16 protein-coding genes are annotated in these 15,753 nt (G+C 57.5%); 11 read left to right on the top strand and 5 right to left on the bottom strand.

Features of this window, described 5'->3' with window-relative positions; genetic code table 11:
* Window positions 1–188: 188 nt before the first annotated feature.
* From OZ410_RS05920 to argH, 9 genes are all read left to right on the top strand, one after another.
* Entirely contained in the window at window positions 189–806 is a 618-nt protein-coding gene (locus OZ410_RS05920) for a GNAT family N-acetyltransferase (protein WP_277707000.1), read from the top strand.
* On the top strand, window positions 803–1,990 hold the full coding sequence (gene argG / locus OZ410_RS05915; RefSeq protein ID WP_277706999.1) for an argininosuccinate synthase: 1,188 nt from the start codon (window positions 803–805) through the stop codon (window positions 1,988–1,990). The genes OZ410_RS05920 and argG overlap by 4 nt, the downstream gene beginning before the upstream one ends.
* Window positions 1,987–2,961 carry an N-acetyl-gamma-glutamyl-phosphate reductase gene (argC, locus tag OZ410_RS05910; RefSeq protein ID WP_277706998.1) on the top strand — a complete coding sequence of 325 codons (975 nt, stop codon included), beginning with the start codon at window positions 1,987–1,989 and terminating at the stop codon, window positions 2,959–2,961. Before argG ends, argC begins: the two co-directional genes overlap by 4 nt.
* Before the next feature lie 17 nt (window positions 2,962–2,978).
* Complete coding sequence (proC, locus tag OZ410_RS05905; protein WP_277706997.1) at window positions 2,979–3,773, top strand: pyrroline-5-carboxylate reductase; 795 nt, start codon at window positions 2,979–2,981, stop codon at window positions 3,771–3,773.
* A gap of 3 nt (window positions 3,774–3,776) precedes the next feature.
* Window positions 3,777–4,904 carry an aspartate aminotransferase family protein gene (locus tag OZ410_RS05900; RefSeq protein WP_277706996.1) on the top strand — a complete coding sequence of 376 codons (1,128 nt, stop codon included), beginning with the start codon at window positions 3,777–3,779 and terminating at the stop codon, window positions 4,902–4,904.
* Window positions 4,901–5,842 carry a Rossmann-fold NAD(P)-binding domain-containing protein gene (locus OZ410_RS05895; protein WP_277706995.1) on the top strand — a complete coding sequence of 314 codons (942 nt, stop codon included), beginning with the start codon at window positions 4,901–4,903 and terminating at the stop codon, window positions 5,840–5,842. The genes OZ410_RS05900 and OZ410_RS05895 overlap by 4 nt, the downstream gene beginning before the upstream one ends.
* Window positions 5,839–6,618 carry an acetylglutamate kinase gene (gene argB / locus OZ410_RS05890; RefSeq protein ID WP_277706994.1) on the top strand — a complete coding sequence of 260 codons (780 nt, stop codon included), beginning with the start codon at window positions 5,839–5,841 and terminating at the stop codon, window positions 6,616–6,618. The genes OZ410_RS05895 and argB overlap by 4 nt, the downstream gene beginning before the upstream one ends.
* Window positions 6,615–7,685: a M20 family metallo-hydrolase gene (locus OZ410_RS05885; RefSeq protein ID WP_277706993.1), complete on the top strand. Its 1,071-nt coding sequence runs from the start codon at window positions 6,615–6,617 to the stop codon at window positions 7,683–7,685. Before argB ends, OZ410_RS05885 begins: the two co-directional genes overlap by 4 nt.
* A gap of 110 nt (window positions 7,686–7,795) precedes the next feature.
* Entirely contained in the window at window positions 7,796–9,088 is a 1,293-nt protein-coding gene (gene argH, locus OZ410_RS05880) for an argininosuccinate lyase (protein ID WP_277706992.1), read from the top strand.
* Window positions 9,089–9,091: 3 nt separating this feature from the next.
* Here the strand turns inward: argH and OZ410_RS05875 are convergent, their stop codons facing one another.
* The 4 genes from OZ410_RS05875 to OZ410_RS05860 all read right to left on the bottom strand — a co-directional run bounded on the left by OZ410_RS05875 (window position 9,092) and on the right by OZ410_RS05860 (window position 13,059).
* Window positions 9,092–9,970: a pseudouridine synthase gene (locus OZ410_RS05875; protein ID WP_277706991.1), complete on the bottom strand. Its 879-nt coding sequence runs from the start codon at window positions 9,968–9,970 to the stop codon at window positions 9,092–9,094.
* 42 nt (window positions 9,971–10,012) lie between these two features.
* The gene (locus tag OZ410_RS05870; protein WP_277706990.1) at window positions 10,013–10,918 is read right to left on the bottom strand and encodes a geranylgeranylglycerol-phosphate geranylgeranyltransferase; all 906 of its coding nucleotides are present in this window, start codon (window positions 10,916–10,918) and stop codon (window positions 10,013–10,015) included.
* A 14-nt stretch (window positions 10,919–10,932) separates the two neighbouring features.
* Window positions 10,933–11,871 carry a mevalonate kinase family protein gene (locus OZ410_RS05865; RefSeq protein WP_277706989.1) on the bottom strand — a complete coding sequence of 313 codons (939 nt, stop codon included), beginning with the start codon at window positions 11,869–11,871 and terminating at the stop codon, window positions 10,933–10,935.
* A gap of 105 nt (window positions 11,872–11,976) precedes the next feature.
* On the bottom strand, window positions 11,977–13,059 hold the full coding sequence (locus tag OZ410_RS05860) for a diphosphomevalonate decarboxylase (RefSeq protein ID WP_338156646.1): 1,083 nt from the start codon (window positions 13,057–13,059) through the stop codon (window positions 11,977–11,979).
* A 76-nt stretch (window positions 13,060–13,135) separates the two neighbouring features.
* Here OZ410_RS05860 and OZ410_RS05855 point away from each other — a divergent pair, with 76 nt between their 5' ends.
* Complete coding sequence (locus OZ410_RS05855) at window positions 13,136–13,618, top strand: TspO/MBR family protein (RefSeq protein WP_277706987.1); 483 nt, start codon at window positions 13,136–13,138, stop codon at window positions 13,616–13,618.
* Here OZ410_RS05855 and OZ410_RS05850 read toward each other — a convergent pair.
* Window positions 13,615–14,181: a DUF1697 domain-containing protein gene (locus OZ410_RS05850; RefSeq protein ID WP_277706986.1), complete on the bottom strand. Its 567-nt coding sequence runs from the start codon at window positions 14,179–14,181 to the stop codon at window positions 13,615–13,617. The genes OZ410_RS05855 and OZ410_RS05850 overlap by 4 nt on opposite strands.
* A 63-nt stretch (window positions 14,182–14,244) precedes the next feature.
* Between OZ410_RS05850 and glpK the strand changes: the two genes are divergently transcribed.
* Entirely contained in the window at window positions 14,245–15,753 is a 1,509-nt protein-coding gene (gene glpK, locus OZ410_RS05845; protein WP_277706985.1) for a glycerol kinase GlpK, read from the top strand.

Raw genomic sequence — 15,753 nt, 5'->3', positions numbered from 1 at the left:
CATTTAACCCTCATGAATACGAGCGCCCACATATACGACTCCACAGGAAAGGCCACTTTCCCGTATCCCCGTGTGCGCCGCCGCCGCCCGTAAGGGTGTGTATCTGTCTTTGGAATTAGGTGCGTCCATTTCCGTTTCTCCGATCCGATTTTTTTTCCATTACAACCCGATAATCCCTTTCACAGGCAATGAAAATAATTGTTGCTGATGCATCCCATGTCAAATATGCGCAGGTGATCTGCGATACCATCGCGGAGTCTGCCAAGATCCGGGGTACCGGTATTGCCAAACGCACCCCGGAGTACATCATACAACGGCTTAAAAACGGGAATGCCATAATTGCCCTGGACGGCGACACCTTTGCCGGCTTCTGCTACATCGAAGTCTGGGGGCACCAGAAGTACGTGGCCAATTCCGGCCTGATCGTTCACCCGGACTACCGCAACCAGGGGCTGGCCAAACAGATCAAAAAAGCCATTTTTGACCTGTCCCGCAAGAAGTTTCCGGACGCCAAAATCTTTGGGATTACCACGGGGCTGGCCGTCATGAAAATGAATTACGACCTGGGCTACCGGCCGGTTACTTTTTCGGAACTCACAGACGACCCGGAGTTCTGGAAGGGCTGCCAGACCTGCAAGAACTTCGATGTCCTGACCCGCACGGACCGGAAAATGTGCCTGTGCACCGGTATGCTGTACGACCCCAAGGACCCCACCCGCAACAAGGAGCGCAAGATGAACCGGAAAACCTACGAGCGCCTGACTAAGATTAAAGAGAACCTGTTTTTAAAGAAAAAGAAACCATGAAAAAACTTGTACTGGCCTACAGCGGAGGCCTGGACACCTCCTACTGCGCCCATTACCTCTCCCACCAGGAAGGGTATGAGGTCCATGCCGTAACGGTAAACACAGGGGGCTTCGACGCCGAAGAACTCGCGACCATTAAGGCCAAGGCCCTGGAGCTGGGGGCGGCCACCTATACCGCCATCGATGCGGTGCAGACCTTTTACGAAAAAGTGGTGAAATACCTCATTTTCGGAAACGTACTCCGCAATAATACCTATCCTTTGTCTGTGAGCGCCGAGCGCATTGTGCAGGCCCTGGAAATAGTAGCCCATGCCCGTCAAGTGGGGGCCACCCATATAGCCCACGGCAGCACCGGGGCGGGGAACGACCAGGTCCGTTTTGACCTGATCTTCCAGGTCCTGGCCCCTGAAATAGAAATCATCACCCCCATCCGCGACCGGAAACTGGCCCGGGAGGCGGAAATCGAATACCTGCAGTCCCACGGCATTCCCTACAGCTGGGAGAAAGCTAAATACAGCATCAACAAGGGTCTGTGGGGCACCTCCGTGGGAGGCGAGGAAACCCTGGGCTCCCGCAAGGCCCTACCGGATCACGCCTACCCCAGCCCATTAACGACGCAGGATCCCCAAACCCTGGCGCTGGAATTCCGGGAAGGTGAGCCTGTGGCCCTGAATGGCAAGGCAGGCCACCCGGCGGCGATCATACAGGAATTGGAAACCCTGGCCAGCGCCTATGCTATTGGCCGCGACATCCACGTGGGGGATACAATTATAGGGATCAAAGGCCGGGTCGGTTTTGAAGCGGCTTCCGCACTGATTACCCTAAAGGCCCACCACCTGTTGGAAAAACACACCCTGAGCAAATGGCAGCAATTCCAGAAGGAACAACTCGCCAACTTCTACGGCATGCTCCTGCACGAAGGGCAGTACCTGGACGAGGTCATGCGCAACATCGAGGCCTTCCTCCTGGACTCCCAGCGCAAGGTGAGCGGCACAGTGTACGTACGCCTGCACCCCTACCGCTTTGAACTGGAAGGCATCGAGTCCGAGAACGACCTGATGAACGCCCGCTTTGGCAGCTATGGGGAAATGAATAAGGGCTGGACGGCCGAAGAAGCCAAGGGCTTTATCAAAATCCTGTCGAACCCCGGGCGTATTGCCCACCATATCGAAAACCCGTCATGATCCGGGCCGGCATCATAGGGGGCTCCGGATATACCGGAGGAGAACTGATCCGCCTGTTGCTGGGGCACCCGGCCATTACCCTGGATTTTGTTTACAGCACCACCCGGGCGGGAAAGCCGCTTTCGGACGGCCACCCGGACCTGCTTGGGGTGACCGAAGCCCGCTTTAGCGGGAAGGTAAACCCGGAAGTGGATGTGGTCTTTCTTTGCCTGGGTCATGGGAATTCCAGCACCTTCCTTGGGGCACACAAGTTTAGCCCCCAAACCAAAGTCATTGACCTGAGCAACGACTTCCGCCTGCACGCCGAATCGCAGTTCCAGGGCCGCAGTTTTGTTTACGGCCTGCCGGAATTCCAGCGGGAAGCTATAGAAGCGGCCAGCCACATTGCCAACCCCGGCTGCTTTGCCACAGCCATTCAACTGGCCCTGCTGCCCCTGGCGCAGGCCGGGTTCCTGGGTGAGGCCGTCCACATCAATGCGGTAACCGGGAGTACCGGGGCCGGGGTAAGCCCGTCGGCCACCACCCATTACAGCTGGCGCAACAACAACGTGTCCTGGTATAAACCCTTTACCCACCAGCACCTGGGGGAGATCGGGGAAAGCCTTGCTGCCCTGCAACCCGATGCCGGGGAACTGCTCTTCCTGCCTATGCGGGGGAATTTTACCCGGGGGATTTTTGCCACGGCCTACACCCGTTTTACGGACTCCCTGCAGGCTGCCGAAACCCTGTTTGACTCCTATTACCAGGATGCCCCCTTTACCGTTCGCAGTCCCCACCCGCTGGACCTCAAACAGGTGGTCAACACCAACTTTGCCCACCTGCACCTCCACAAACATGGGGATTACCTGCTGGTGAGTTCGGTTATCGACAACCTGCTGAAAGGGGCCTCGGGGCAGGCCGTGCAAAACATGAACCTCCTCTTTGGCCTGGAGGAAAAACTGGGACTGGAATTAAAAGCCAGCGCATTTTAAACCAAAAAACACCTGCCATGAAAGTAGCCATTATCGGCGCCGGAAACCTGGGCTTATCCATCGCCAAGGGCATTCTCCACAGCGGAGGCGCCACCACCATGTACATGACCCGCCGCCACCTGGATAGCATTCGCCCCTTCGAGGAGTACGGGAATGTCCGCATCACCTCGGACAACCGGGAGGCGGTTGCCGCTTCGGACATCCTGATCTTTGCCGTACAACCAGGCCATTTCGAAGAAATCCTGGAATCCGTCAAGGATCTGCTCCACGAAAACCACGTGGTAATCTCCACCATCACGGGCTTTCGGATTACCCGGATGGAATCCATCCTGGGTACAGATTGCCATATTATCCGGGCCATGCCCAATACCGCTATTTCCGTAGGGCGTTCCATGACCTGCCTCTGCGCCAACGAAAAGGGGCAGAAGCGGCTGGAACTGGCCGGGGCCATCTTTAACCGCATGGGGCATTCCATGGTGATCCCCGAAAGCCAGATGCAGGCCGCAACCGTGATCTGCGCCAGCGGGATCGCCTTCTGGATGCGCCTGATCCGGGCCACCACCCAGGGCGCCATACAACTGGGGTTCGATGCGCGGGAAGCCCAGGAACTGGCCATGCATACCTGCAGGGGAGCGGCAGAACTGCTGATCTCCTCCGGCAGCCACCCGGAAGAGGAAATCGACCGGGTAACCACCCCCATGGGCTGTACCATTGAGGGCCTGAACGAGATGGAGCACCAGGGCCTGAGCTCTTCCCTGATTCGGGGGATCGTAAGTTCCTTCGACAAAATTTCACAAATCAGAAAAGCCTAACCCATGCCGCTTTTTGACGTTTACCCCCTGTACGATATCACCCCGGTTAAGGGGGAAGGTTCCTGGATTACAGACCAGCAGGGCCAGCGCTACCTGGACCTGTATGGCGGGCACGCAGTAATTTCCATCGGGCATACCCACCCGCACTTTGTAGCGCGCCTGGAAGCCCAGTTACACCAACTGGCCTTCTACAGCAACTCCATACAGAACCCCCTGCAGACCGAACTGGCAGATGCCCTGTGCGAAGCCTCCTGCCTGGAAGGCTATCAGCTGTTCCTCTGCAATTCCGGGGCGGAAGCCAATGAAAATGCCCTGAAACTGGCTTCGTTCCACACCGGAAAGCCCCGGGTAGTGGCCTTCCGCAATAGTTTCCACGGGCGTACCTCGGCCGCAGTCGCTGCCACAGACAACCCTGCCATTGTTGCCCCGCTCAACGCCGGGCACCAGGTAACCTTCCTGGAACTGAACGACGGCCCGGCCCTGGAACGGGAACTGGCCAAAGGGGATGTTTGTGCCGTAATCCTGGAAGGGATACAGGGCGTAGGCGGCCTGGATATGGTTCATCCGGAGTTCTACGAAGCAGCCTCCCGCCTGTGCAGCCAATACGGTTCCGTCCTGATTGCGGACGAAGTACAATGCGGTTTTGGGCGCAGCGGGGCGTTTTTTGCCTTCCAGCACTCCGGAGCCCAACCCGGCATTATCAGCATGGCCAAAGGCATGGGCAATGGTTTCCCCGTGGGCGGGATCCTGATCCACCCGGATATTCGTCCCAAACACGGCATGCTGGGCACCACCTTTGGGGGCAACCACCTGGCCTGCGCCGCGGCCCTGGCCGTCCTGGAGGTCATCCGGGAAGAAGGGCTTATGGCACACTGCAGGGAGATGGAAGCCTATTTCCGTTCCCGGGCCTCGGAAATCCCGGCTATCCTCCAGGTAAAAGGAAAGGGCCTGATGCTGGGCATCCAACTGGAGCAGCCGGTGGCCGACCTCCGCAAACGCCTGATCTTTGAACACCACATCTTTACCGGCAGCGCCAAGGACAAATACCTGCTGCGCATCCTGCCGGCTCTGAATGTACAACCCGAGGCCCTGGACCTGTTGTTTACCGCCCTAAAAAAAGAGCTCGCATGAAGCATTTTTGCAACCTATCGGACATTGAATACCTCCCGCAGTGGCTGGAACGGGGGGCAGCCCTGAGGGAAACCCCGGATATGCTGGGCACCCCCGGGCAGGGGCGCACGCTTTGCCTCTTGTTTTTTAACAACAGCCTGCGCACCCGCCTGAGCACCCAGCTGGCGGCCCAGCGCCTGGGCCTGGAGGTAATGGTCATGAACTTCGGCTCCGAGGGCTGGCAGCTGGAATACGCCGACGGGGTGGTCATGGACGGCGGGAAGGCCGAACACGTGAAGGAGGCCGCACAAGTGGTAGGGCAGTATGCCGATTACGTCGGAATCCGGGCCTTTGCAAGCCTGCAGGACCGGGAGGCCGATTATGCCGAGGAAGTCCTGAACGGGTTTGCCCGGTACAGCGGTGTCCCCATCCTGAACATGGAGAGTGCCACGGCCCACCCCCTGCAAGCCCTGGCCGATGCCCTGACCCTGGAGCAGTACCGGTCTAAAGAAAAACCAAAGGTAGTCCTCTCCTGGGCGCCCCACCCCAGGGCCCTGCCCCAGGCGGTTGCCAATTCCTTCCTGGACGTCATGAAGCGCATGCCTGTAGAGCTGGTGCTGACGCACCCGGAAGGTTATGCTCTGGCACCGTCACTCACCGAAGGCGTACAAACCACCCATGACCAGGGTGCGGCCCTGGATGGGGCAGACTTTGTCTATGTGAAGAACTGGAGCAGCTATTCGGATTACGGGGCGGTCCTGACCCAGGACCCTGCATGGATGATGACCCCAGAAAAACTGGGGGATGCGTATTTTATGCACTGCCTGCCACTGCGACGCAATGTGGTGGCCGCAGACGGGGTATTGGATGGCGGGCAATCGCTGGTGGTCCAGCAAGCCGCAAACCGCACCCTGGCGGCCCAGCTGGCCCTGGAACACCTGATACGCAACAACCCATGAAACCCGATCTCTCCATCGTAAAAATTGGCGGGGCCTTCCTTGAAGAACCCCGATTAGCCACGGATTTCTATAAGGCCTTCGCTGCCCTGCCCGGTCCGAAAGTACTGGTACATGGGGGCGGGCAACGCGCCACCCAGGTCAGCAAACGCCTGGGCATTACCCCCCGGATGGTAGACGGGCGCCGCATTACCGATGCAGACAGCCTGGAAGTAGCGGTAATGGTGTATGCCGGATGGGCCAACAAGACCCTGGTGGCCGCCCTGCAGGCATTGGGGTGCCCTGCCCTTGGGGTAAGCGGAGCGGACGCTGGCCTGATCCGGGCGCGTAAACGGCCTGTTAAGGAGATCGACTATGGGTTTGTGGGGGATATTGAGACCGTATCCACCCAGGCCCTGCAGGGGCTGCTGCAGGCGGAGCTGGTCCCGGTATTCTGCGCCCTTACCCACGACGGCCGAGGCCAGTTGCTCAACACCAATGCAGACACCATTGCCTCGGCCGTGGCCGTAGCCCTTGCCGACCTTTACCGCACCCAACTCTATTACTGTTTTGAAAAGCCTGGGGTGCTCACCGATGTGAATGACCCGGGAAGCCGGGTACCCGTACTGGATCCTGGGCGGTATGAGGCCATGAAGGCCTCCGGGCAGATCGCCGCAGGCATGCTGCCCAAACTCCACAACTGTTTTGAAGCCCTCCGCCAGGGGGTAGGCCGCGTATATATCGGCCAACCGGAAATGCTTAGAGGCGGACGGGAAAACCATACCGAAATCACGCTATGAAAACGATCGAAGAACTTATTCAAAGTGCCACGGACCTCCTGCAGGACCTGATCCGTATCCAATCTTTTTCCGGGGAGGAAGACCAGACAGCAACGCGCATAGGCCAGTGGCTGGAAGCCCTGGAGATCCCCTTCAAGAGAAGCGGAAACAACATCTATGCCTTTAACCGGGACTATACCGAGGGTAAACCCCTGTTGTTACTAAACTCCCACCACGATACCGTTAAACCCAACAGCGCCTATACCAGGGACCCCTTTACCCCGGAAATCGCCGACGGCAAGCTCTACGGCCTGGGAAGCAACGATGCCGGCGGGCCGCTGGTTTCCCTCTTGGCCTGTTTTGCCTATTGGTACCCACGGGAAAACCTGTCGCACAATGTGGTGATTGTGGCCTCAGCCGAGGAGGAAAACTCCGGGCCCAATGGCCTGAACAGCATGCTGAAAATTTTGCCGGAGGTAGACGTTGCCATTGTAGGGGAACCTACACTACTGGACCTGGCCATTGCCGAGAAGGGCCTGGTGATTTTCGATGCCGAGGTGCACGGCACGCCCTCCCATGCCGCCCACCCCAATGCGGACAACGCCCTGTACAACTGCATCTCCGTACTGGAGTGGTTCCGGGCCTATCGCTTCCCCAAAATTTCAAAGGTTTTAGGGGAGGTGAAACTCACGGTAACCCAGATTAACGGGGGAACACAGCACAACGTGGTACCGGCTAAGGTAGACCTGGTGTTGGACGTGCGTGTGAACGACCGGTATACCAACCAGGAGATTGCCGATATCCTTCAGGCCGAAGCCCCCTGTAAAGTCAAACCCAGGTCGCTGCGGCTGAATTCCTCCTCCATCCCGGCAGACCACCCTTTGGTGGAGGCCGGGGTGGCCCTGGGCCGGCAGACTTACGGGTCCCCGACCCTCTCGGACCAGGCGGCACTGAGTTGCCCTTCCCTGAAACTGGGCCCGGGCGACAGCCGGCGGTCGCATTCGGCAGACGAGTTTATTTATGTACAGGAAATTGCCGATGGCATTCAGCTCTACATCCGGATGCTGGAGCGTTTCCTGGCTGGATAAGATAAAAGCCAACCCTTGGCCGTAACCCAGTTGCGGTTAAAAAACCTAGCTTTGCCCTGGGGGTAAGGCACGGGGGGCCCCATAAGGTAAAAAACAACAAAAATGCGCATATGAAACTTTGGGACAAGGGTGGAAACCCGGACGAACAGACAGATCAATTTACGGTAGGCAACGACCGGGAACTGGACCTGGCCCTGGTCAAATACGACATTATTGCCTCCCGCGCCCACGCGCGCATGCTCGGATCCATAGGACTGTTGGGCGGCAAAGAGGTGGAGCAGCTCACCGCCGAACTGGACCGGATGCTGCAGGAGGCCGAAGCCGGCCGCTTTACCATTGAAAAGGATTTTGAGGACATGCATTCCAAAATCGAATACCTCCTCACCGAAGCCCTGGGGGATACGGGCAAGAAAATCCACACTGCCCGCTCCCGGAACGACCAGGTACTGGTAGCCCTGCAACTCTACCTGAAGGATGAATTAGGGGGTATCCGGGACCAGGTGTCGGAGCTTTTCAGCCTGTTGATCAATCTGGCGGCGCGCTACAAGGGGGTCCTGTTGCCGGGGTATACCCACCTGCAAATTGCCATGCCCTCTTCGTTCGGCCTGTGGTTCTCCGCTTATGCGGAAAGTTTGGTAGACGATATCTACCTGCTGCACGCCGCCTACCGGGTGGCAGACCAGAACCCCCTGGGCAGCGCAGCGGGCTATGGCAGCTCCTTCCCGATAGACCGGGATTTTACCACGAAAGCCCTGGGCTTTGGGACGCAGAAATTCAACGTAGTAGCCGCCCAAATGGGGCGGGGCAAGGTAGAACGCACCACAGCCACAGCCCTGGCGTCGGTTGGGGCCACCCTGGGGAAAATGGCCATGGATGTTTGCCTGTACATGAGCCAGAATTTCAACTTTATTTCCTTCCCCGACCACCTGACCACGGGCAGCAGTATTATGCCCCACAAAAAAAACCCGGACATCTTTGAACTGATACGGGGCAAGTGCAATGCCCTGCAAGGGGTGCCCGTACAACTGACCACCCTGACCACCAACCTGCCCAGCGGGTACCACCGCGACCTGCAACTGACCAAGGATATCCTGCTACCTGCCATCCAGAACCTGAAGGCCTGCCTGGAGATTGCCACCAGCAGCCTGCGGGAGGTCCGGGTACGGGAAGACATCCTGAACGATCCGAAATACGATTACCTCTTCAGTGTGGATGCTTTAAACCAACGGGTACTGGAAGGCATGCCGTTCCGGGATGCCTACCGGGAACTCGCAGCTGAAATCGAGGCCGGCACCTATCGCCCAAAAAAGGATGCACGCCATACCCACCAGGGGAGTATCGGCAACCTGTGCCTGGAAGACATCCAAAAGAAGATGATGCAGGCCCTGGAGGCCTGGGGATAAGCCCTAGGAGAGGTTTTTCAGGTTGATGAGCTCCTGGGCCGTAAGATGCCGCCAGTGGCCCCGGGGCAGGTCCTTCTTGGTCAGGCCGGCAAACACCACCCGGTCCAGGCGCACCACCTCGTAACCCAGGTGTTCAAAGATCCGGCGCACAATACGGTTTCGCCCGCTATGCAACTGTACCCCGACTTCCTTTTTGGTGGCAGCCCCGTCTATATAGCTGATCTCATCCACTGCGATTGAGCCGTCTTCCAGGGTCAGCCCTTCGCGTACCTGTTGCAGGTCCGACGCCTTAAAGCTTTTATCCAGTTCTACGTGGTAGATCTTGCGTACCCCGTGTTTGGGGTGGGTGAGTTTCTTAGCCAGGTCCCCGTCATTGGTAAAGAGCAGCAGCCCGGTGGTATTGCGGTCCAGCCGGCCTACCGGGAGTAATCGGGCATTGCTGGCATTGGAGATGAGTTCCATCACGGTGCGCCGCCCCCGCTCGTCCTTAGTGGTGGTTATGAAATTCTTGGGCTTGTTTAAAAGCACATATTCCTTGCGTTCCTGTTGCAAGAGGCGGCCGTCGAAACGCACCTCGTCCGAACGCTTCACCTTATAACCCATCTCGGTTACGGTCTTCCCGTTTACCGTTACATTGCCAGCGGCGATAAAAGTATCGGCCTCCCGGCGGGAACACACCCCGGCATTGGCAATATAGCGGTTCAGCCGGACCAGGTCCGGGTCCGGTTTGGGGGTGTGGGCCTTAGGGGTGACCGGGGCATTTCCCCGTGCATAACTCTTGCGTCGGAAATTGCCACCTTGCCGCCCTGAGGCCTTTTTGGCTCCATTCCCGCCGGAACGGGGCCGGGGCCTTCTCTTGTCGTTTTTGTCGGATCTGCTCATATGTTGGGGCAAAGGTAGGGAATAAAAAAAGCCCGGGGCGCCTTAAAGGAAGCGGTTCAGGACCAGATGCACATCGATGAGCAGGATCCCGAATACCCCGGATACAATAATAAACTTCAGGATGTTGTGCAGCCAGACATAATGCCGTTTGGTGGTAGACCTCCAGAGCAACACGATAAACAACAGCATCAGCAATCCGCTGGCGATAAAATACAGGTACATATATCCCACTTCAAAATAGCGCACCAGCAGGAATCCCGGAAGCAGGGCCAGTAGGATCAGGAAGGTCACGCACCATTTGGAGAAGCGGGTGCCGTAGCGCACGGCAATGGTCTGGTAGTTCTGGGCCAGGTCCCCCGCCAGGTTTTCCATATCCTTGATCAGCTCCCGGCTCAGGATCAGCAGGAAAAGGAAAAGGGCGTGCACAAAAATTTCGGCTGCAAAATTCTTGTAGTACACAAATACCGCAAAAAACGGGGCAATGGCCAGGGTGGCCGAAACCACATTGCCCAGAAAAGTAATGCGTTTCAGGCGGTGGGAATACCACCAGATCCCGAAAATATAGGCCGCAAAAAAGAAGGCCGCCCGAAAGGAAACGTAACTGGCCGTGAGTACGGCCGTGAAATTCAGGATAAAATAAGCGTAGATCTTCGTCCGCTGTGGGACCAGGCGTTCCAGCAGGGTCTTCCGCGGTTTGTTGATCAGGTCCTTTTCGGAATCGTAAAAACTGTTGATGATATAGCCGGCCGCAATAACCAGGGTCGAGGCCAGCACCAACAGAAAGAGGTTCAGGTCCAAAACCACCTGTCTCACGGGCAGGTCCGGGGAAAGAATGTATATCGAAGCCAGGTACTGAGCCAGCGCAATAACCAGGATGTTGTACCCCCGTACAATGGAGACCAGGCTCAGCAGTTTGAGCAAGACGATCCGATGCTGTCGGCTAAGCATGCCGGGGTTGTGGTTTAGAAGTTGTAGACCACCTCCAGGCGATGGCCTTTAAGAGCCTCCCGCGCCTGTTCCAGGTCTTCGGTAAAGCCGAGGATGTAACCGCCGCCACCAGAACCGCAGAGCTTCAGGTAATAGGCATTGGTATCTATCCCTTGCTGCCAGAGCTGGTGGAATTCCTGGGGGATCATCGGCTTGAAGTGGTCCAGGACCACGTGGGAAAGTTGCTTAATGTTTCCGAAAAGGGATTTAACGTTCCCGCTGATAAAATCCTCCACACAGGCATCCGAATAGCGGATAAACTGGTCCTTGAGCACTTTACGGAAGCCTTCGTGCTTCATTTTCTCCATGAAGATCTGAACCATGGGGGCCGTTTCTCCTACCACCCCGCTATCCAGCAGGAATACGGCACCTTTTCCTTCCGGGTTCTGGGAAGGGATGCTGGTGGATTCGATATGGTCCCTGGAATGGATCAGGATGGGCAGGCTCAGGTAGCTGTTCAGCGGGTCCAGGCCGGAAGACTTTCCGTGGAAAAAGGATTCCATCAGGGCAAAGACCTCCTTGAGCTGCAGGAGCTTCTCACGGGTGAGGTTTTCCAGCACCGTGATTTTGGTTTTGGCGTAACGGTCATAAACGGCAGCCACCAGGGCGCCGCTGCTCCCTACCCCATACCCCTGGGGGATAGAACTGTCAAAGTACATCCCCTCATCCAGGTCCTGCCGCAATTGATCCAGGTCAAATTCCGGCATTTCCGGGTGTTGCTTACGCGCCACGTCCAGATAGTCAGCAAATTTCCGCAGGTTGGTATTGGAGGCCAGGGCTGCCCCGGCCAGTGCCTCCTCTTTTTTCAGGGCCCCTTTAAAGAAATTAAAGGGTATGGACAGGCCGCGGGAATCCTTAATGATCCCGTACTCGCCAAAGAGCAGGATTTTGGAATAAAACAGGGGTCCTTTCATAAGCCAGCCTCAATCTACAGAACAAAAATACAAAACTTCCGGTTAAGAAATTCCTAAACCTTTGAGTGCTGGGATCTTGCTGCCTTCCGGGTATAGAGTCACATTTCAGGAACCGGCACCTGCCAGCCGCCTGGCCCCGCGGCCCACCCGGTCGCAGATGTGGTGGCCCTGATGGCAATGCTCCAACAGGGCTTCCTGTATGAAGGGATAGACCGCTTCCCGGCTGGCAGCCGGGTAAAGTACGTGAACATTGGCGCCGGCATCCAGGGTGAAACAAACGGGGTGGCCACTGGTTTTTCGAAAGGCCCGTAATTTTTCTAGGATGGCCAGGGTGCCCGGTTTCATCAGGATAAAGGAAGGCGAGCTGCTGAGCATCATGGCATGCAGGGTAAGCGCCTCGGATTCCACCAGGTCTACAAAGCCATCCAGGTCCCCGGCAGCCAGTACTGGGCCAAGGCGGTCCAGGTTCTGGCGCGCCTGCTCAAAGCGGGCCCCGGCAAAGGGATGCCCGTCCATGAGCCCGTGCCCCACGGTACTACTTACCGCCTTTTCCCCTTTGTCTACCAGGAGAATAGTATCGTGGTAGTCCTGGAATACAGGGTGCACTTTTTCCGGATACGGGACCCCGTAAGCGTCTGAACTACCCTCCAGCCCCGGGTGGGTGCCCCAGAGGACCAGCCCGCCGTCCACACTGCGGGCCGCAGACCCGGAACCCAGGCGGGCCAGAAAAGAAGCCTTCCTGCGGAACTGCCCTGCCGAAAGCCCCGGGGCAAAAAGTCGCTCAAGATCCATCAGGCAAAGGGCCAGGGCTGCCATGCCGCTGGCCGAAGAGGCAATCCCGCTGCTGTGCGGGAAACTGTTGTGGGTATGTACCCGGAAACCATATCCTTTCAGAAACGGTTGAAAGGGCAGGGCGCGTTCCAGGAACTGCCGGATTTTGGGTTCGAAGGAAGGTGCAGGCTGCCCGTCCAATAACACTTCCACAGGCATGGAGCCCCCGGACTGAAAAAACTCCAGGCGGGTCCGGGTGTGGCATGCGTCCAGGGTAAAACTTAAGGAGGGGTTCATGGGCAGTTGGTTCCCGTGCTTCCCCCAGTACTTCACCAGGGCGATATTGCTGGGGGCCTCCCAGTGCACCGCCCCCTGCTCCGGGCCTGTATCCGGCCCCTGGTATACGAATTCCTTCATGTCCATAGGACTGTTTTGCGCAAAGATAGCGGTAATTCACGGGGTGCCGCAACGCATTTTTTCCTAATTTAGACCAATGGGCACCTCCCGTAAAACATATCTGCGCATCCTGGTTTCGGTCCTGGTTTGCCTGTTGATTGGCATCCTGGCAGCCTTTGCGACCCAGAGTTCTGTTGGGGGGTGGTACACCACACTGGCCAAGCCCTCGTTCACCCCGCCCAACTGGTTGTTTGCCCCGGTGTGGACCGTCTTGTATATCCTGATGGGGATCTCGGCCGGCCTGGTCTGGTCCCGGGGGTTTCACCACCTCTGGGTAAAAACTGCCCTCTACCATTTCGGCTTCCAGTTGCTACTGAATGGCAGCTGGAGTATAGTCTTCTTCGGCCTTCAAAAGCCCTTGTGGGCATTCTTTGTAATCCTGGCCCTGATCCTGGCCCTGATCTTCACCCTGAAGTGGTTCCGGATTGTCAGTAAACCTGCGGCCTGGCTGCTGCTCCCCTACCTGGCCTGGGTCCTGTTTGCCAGTGTCCTGAACCTGAGCATTGTTCAGTTAAACTAAGACGCCTCCAGCCCTGCTGCCATTTCCAGCACCTGGCACAGGGTTCGGTGATTGCGAGTGGTAGCCCGAACCTGCCCCAGGCGCTCTATTTCATTGTTGTTGAGCCTGGCTTTCCCATAACCCTCTTCGCACCAAAGGTATATCCCCCAGGGCGCCAGCTGCCAGCGCTGCCCGGGATAATTCCCCGCTTCCAGGCGGGATTCCAGGGCAGGATCCGGAGAATCTTTGAAGAACACATAGTAACACTTCTCCCGGTCCCCCTGAAAAGGATGGGCCTCCAGCAAGGCCCGGACTTCAGCAGGCCTGAGCAGTACAACCGGGACGGAAAACCCGAAATGGGCTGCTATGACCTTTTCCAGCTGCAGGGATAGCAGGGATTTGCCCGGCGGACCCTTAAAAACGAAATTCCCGCTTTGCACATAGGTGGCAACATCCTGCAACCCTTCCTGCTGCAGTACCTCCCGCAATGTTGCCATCTGCACCTTGCGGTGACCCCCAACGTTCACCCCGGGCAACCATCCGATATACGCTTCCATACACCCGGAAAGGTAGGTATTATGCATAAACCGATAATTCCGTTATTTTTAACCCTCAACCCGCCTGTGGCGTAACGATCTCGATTGCCTATGGAAACCTATATCCTGGCCCTGGACCAGGGCACCACCAGCTGCAGGGCTTTGCTCTTTGACCGCAAGGGTTCCCTGGTGGCCACCGCCCAAAAGGAATTTACACAGCACTTCCCCAAACCGGGGTGGGTAGAACACGATGCTGAGGAAATCTGGGAGGTACAACGGGAAATGGCGCGACAGGCCCTGGAAGTCAACGGCATCCGTCCTGAACAAATCCGTGGGATCGGCATTACGAACCAGCGCGAAACCACGGTGGTATGGGACCGCAGGACCGGAAAACCGGTGCACAACGCCATTGTATGGCAGGACAAGCGCACGGCCGGGTATTGTGAGGCCCAGAAAAAAGAAGGGCACCAGGAGTTTATCCGGGCAAAAACCGGCCTGGTCCTGGACTCCTATTTTTCAGGTACCAAGGCCCGATGGATTTTGGAAAACGTACCCGACGCCAGGGAGAAGGCACAGGCCGGCCACCTCCTGATGGGCACCATAGACAGCTGGCTGATCTGGAAGATGACCGATGGGGCCCTGCACATTACGGACACCACCAATGCCAGCCGCACCCTCTTATTTAACATCCATACCCTGGGGTGGGACCCGGAACTGCTGGAACACTTCCAGGTTCCCGCCTCCATGATGCCGGAAGTGCGGGAGTCCAGTGAAGTCTATGGAGAATGTTCCGCATCCTTCCTGGGCAAGCCCATCCCCATTGCCGGGATTGCCGGCGACCAGCAGGCCGCCCTCTTCGGGCAGATGTGTACCCGCAAAGGGATGGTTAAAAACACCTATGGCACAGGGTGCTTTATGCTGATGAACATCGGTTCGGAGCCCATTTTATCCCGGAACAACCTGCTTACTTCCGTAGGCTGGACCCTGGGTGGAAAGACCACCTACGTACTGGAAGGAAGTATTTTTATTGCCGGCGCTGTAGTCCAATGGCTCCGGGACGGGCTGGGCCTGATCGATACCTCGGAGGCTGTGGAAGCCCTTGCCGCCCAGGTACCGGATACGGGCGGTGTCTATCTGGTACCCGCTTTTGCAGGTCTGGGGGCCCCATACTGGGACCAACAGGCGCGGGGCTGCGTCTTTGGCCTTACCCGAGGCACCACAGACGCCCACCTAGCGCGGGCCGCACTAGAATCCATCGCCTTCCAGACCATGGATGTCCTGAAAGCCATGGAGGCAGATTCGGGCATCGCCATCCGGGAACTCCGGGTCGATGGGGGGGCGACGGTAAACAACCTGCTGATGCAATTCCAGGCCGATGTGCTGCAGGCACGGACCATCCGGCCAAGGGTGGTGGAAACCACGGTAATGGGGGCGGCCTTCCTGGCAGGGCTCGCGGTAGGATTCTGGGCGAACACGGAAGAAATCAGCCGTATCTGGGAAACCGACCGCACCTTTGAGCCCCAGGCCGATCCCGCCTTTATCCAAGATAAAATCCAGGGCTGGCAGCAGGCGGTTAACGCCCTGCAGGCCTGGAGCACAAACCAACCCCAAACGCCCTGA

The organism is Robiginitalea aestuariiviva (genome assembly GCF_029537735.1).
GTDB lineage: Bacteria > Bacteroidota > Bacteroidia > Flavobacteriales > Flavobacteriaceae > Robiginitalea > Robiginitalea aestuariiviva.
This window is presented reverse-complemented; position numbering and strand designations above follow the sequence as displayed.

Bases quoted from the DNA above. Each gene is read 5' to 3' on its own strand.
- OZ410_RS05920 (WP_277707000.1), top strand. From the start codon at position 189: ATGAAAATAATTGTTGCTGATGCATCCCATGTCAAATATGCGCAGGTG.
- argG (WP_277706999.1), top strand. From the start codon at position 803: ATGAAAAAACTTGTACTGGCCTACAGCGGAGGCCTGGACACCTCCTAC.
- argC (WP_277706998.1), top strand. From the start codon at position 1,987: ATGATCCGGGCCGGCATCATAGGGGGCTCCGGATATACCGGAGGAGAA.
- proC (WP_277706997.1), top strand. From the start codon at position 2,979: ATGAAAGTAGCCATTATCGGCGCCGGAAACCTGGGCTTATCCATCGCC.
- OZ410_RS05900 (WP_277706996.1), top strand. From the start codon at position 3,777: ATGCCGCTTTTTGACGTTTACCCCCTGTACGATATCACCCCGGTTAAG.
- OZ410_RS05895 (WP_277706995.1), top strand. From the start codon at position 4,901: ATGAAGCATTTTTGCAACCTATCGGACATTGAATACCTCCCGCAGTGG.
- argB (WP_277706994.1), top strand. From the start codon at position 5,839: ATGAAACCCGATCTCTCCATCGTAAAAATTGGCGGGGCCTTCCTTGAA.
- OZ410_RS05885 (WP_277706993.1), top strand. From the start codon at position 6,615: ATGAAAACGATCGAAGAACTTATTCAAAGTGCCACGGACCTCCTGCAG.
- argH (WP_277706992.1), top strand. From the start codon at position 7,796: ATGAAACTTTGGGACAAGGGTGGAAACCCGGACGAACAGACAGATCAA.
- OZ410_RS05875 (WP_277706991.1), bottom strand. From the start codon at position 9,970: ATGAGCAGATCCGACAAAAACGACAAGAGAAGGCCCCGGCCCCGTTCC.
- OZ410_RS05870 (WP_277706990.1), bottom strand. From the start codon at position 10,918: ATGCTTAGCCGACAGCATCGGATCGTCTTGCTCAAACTGCTGAGCCTG.
- OZ410_RS05865 (WP_277706989.1), bottom strand. From the start codon at position 11,871: ATGAAAGGACCCCTGTTTTATTCCAAAATCCTGCTCTTTGGCGAGTAC.
- OZ410_RS05860 (WP_338156646.1), bottom strand. From the start codon at position 13,059: ATGAAGGAATTCGTATACCAGGGGCCGGATACAGGCCCGGAGCAGGGG.
- OZ410_RS05855 (WP_277706987.1), top strand. From the start codon at position 13,136: ATGGGCACCTCCCGTAAAACATATCTGCGCATCCTGGTTTCGGTCCTG.
- OZ410_RS05850 (WP_277706986.1), bottom strand. From the start codon at position 14,181: ATGCATAATACCTACCTTTCCGGGTGTATGGAAGCGTATATCGGATGG.
- glpK (WP_277706985.1), top strand. From the start codon at position 14,245: ATGGAAACCTATATCCTGGCCCTGGACCAGGGCACCACCAGCTGCAGG.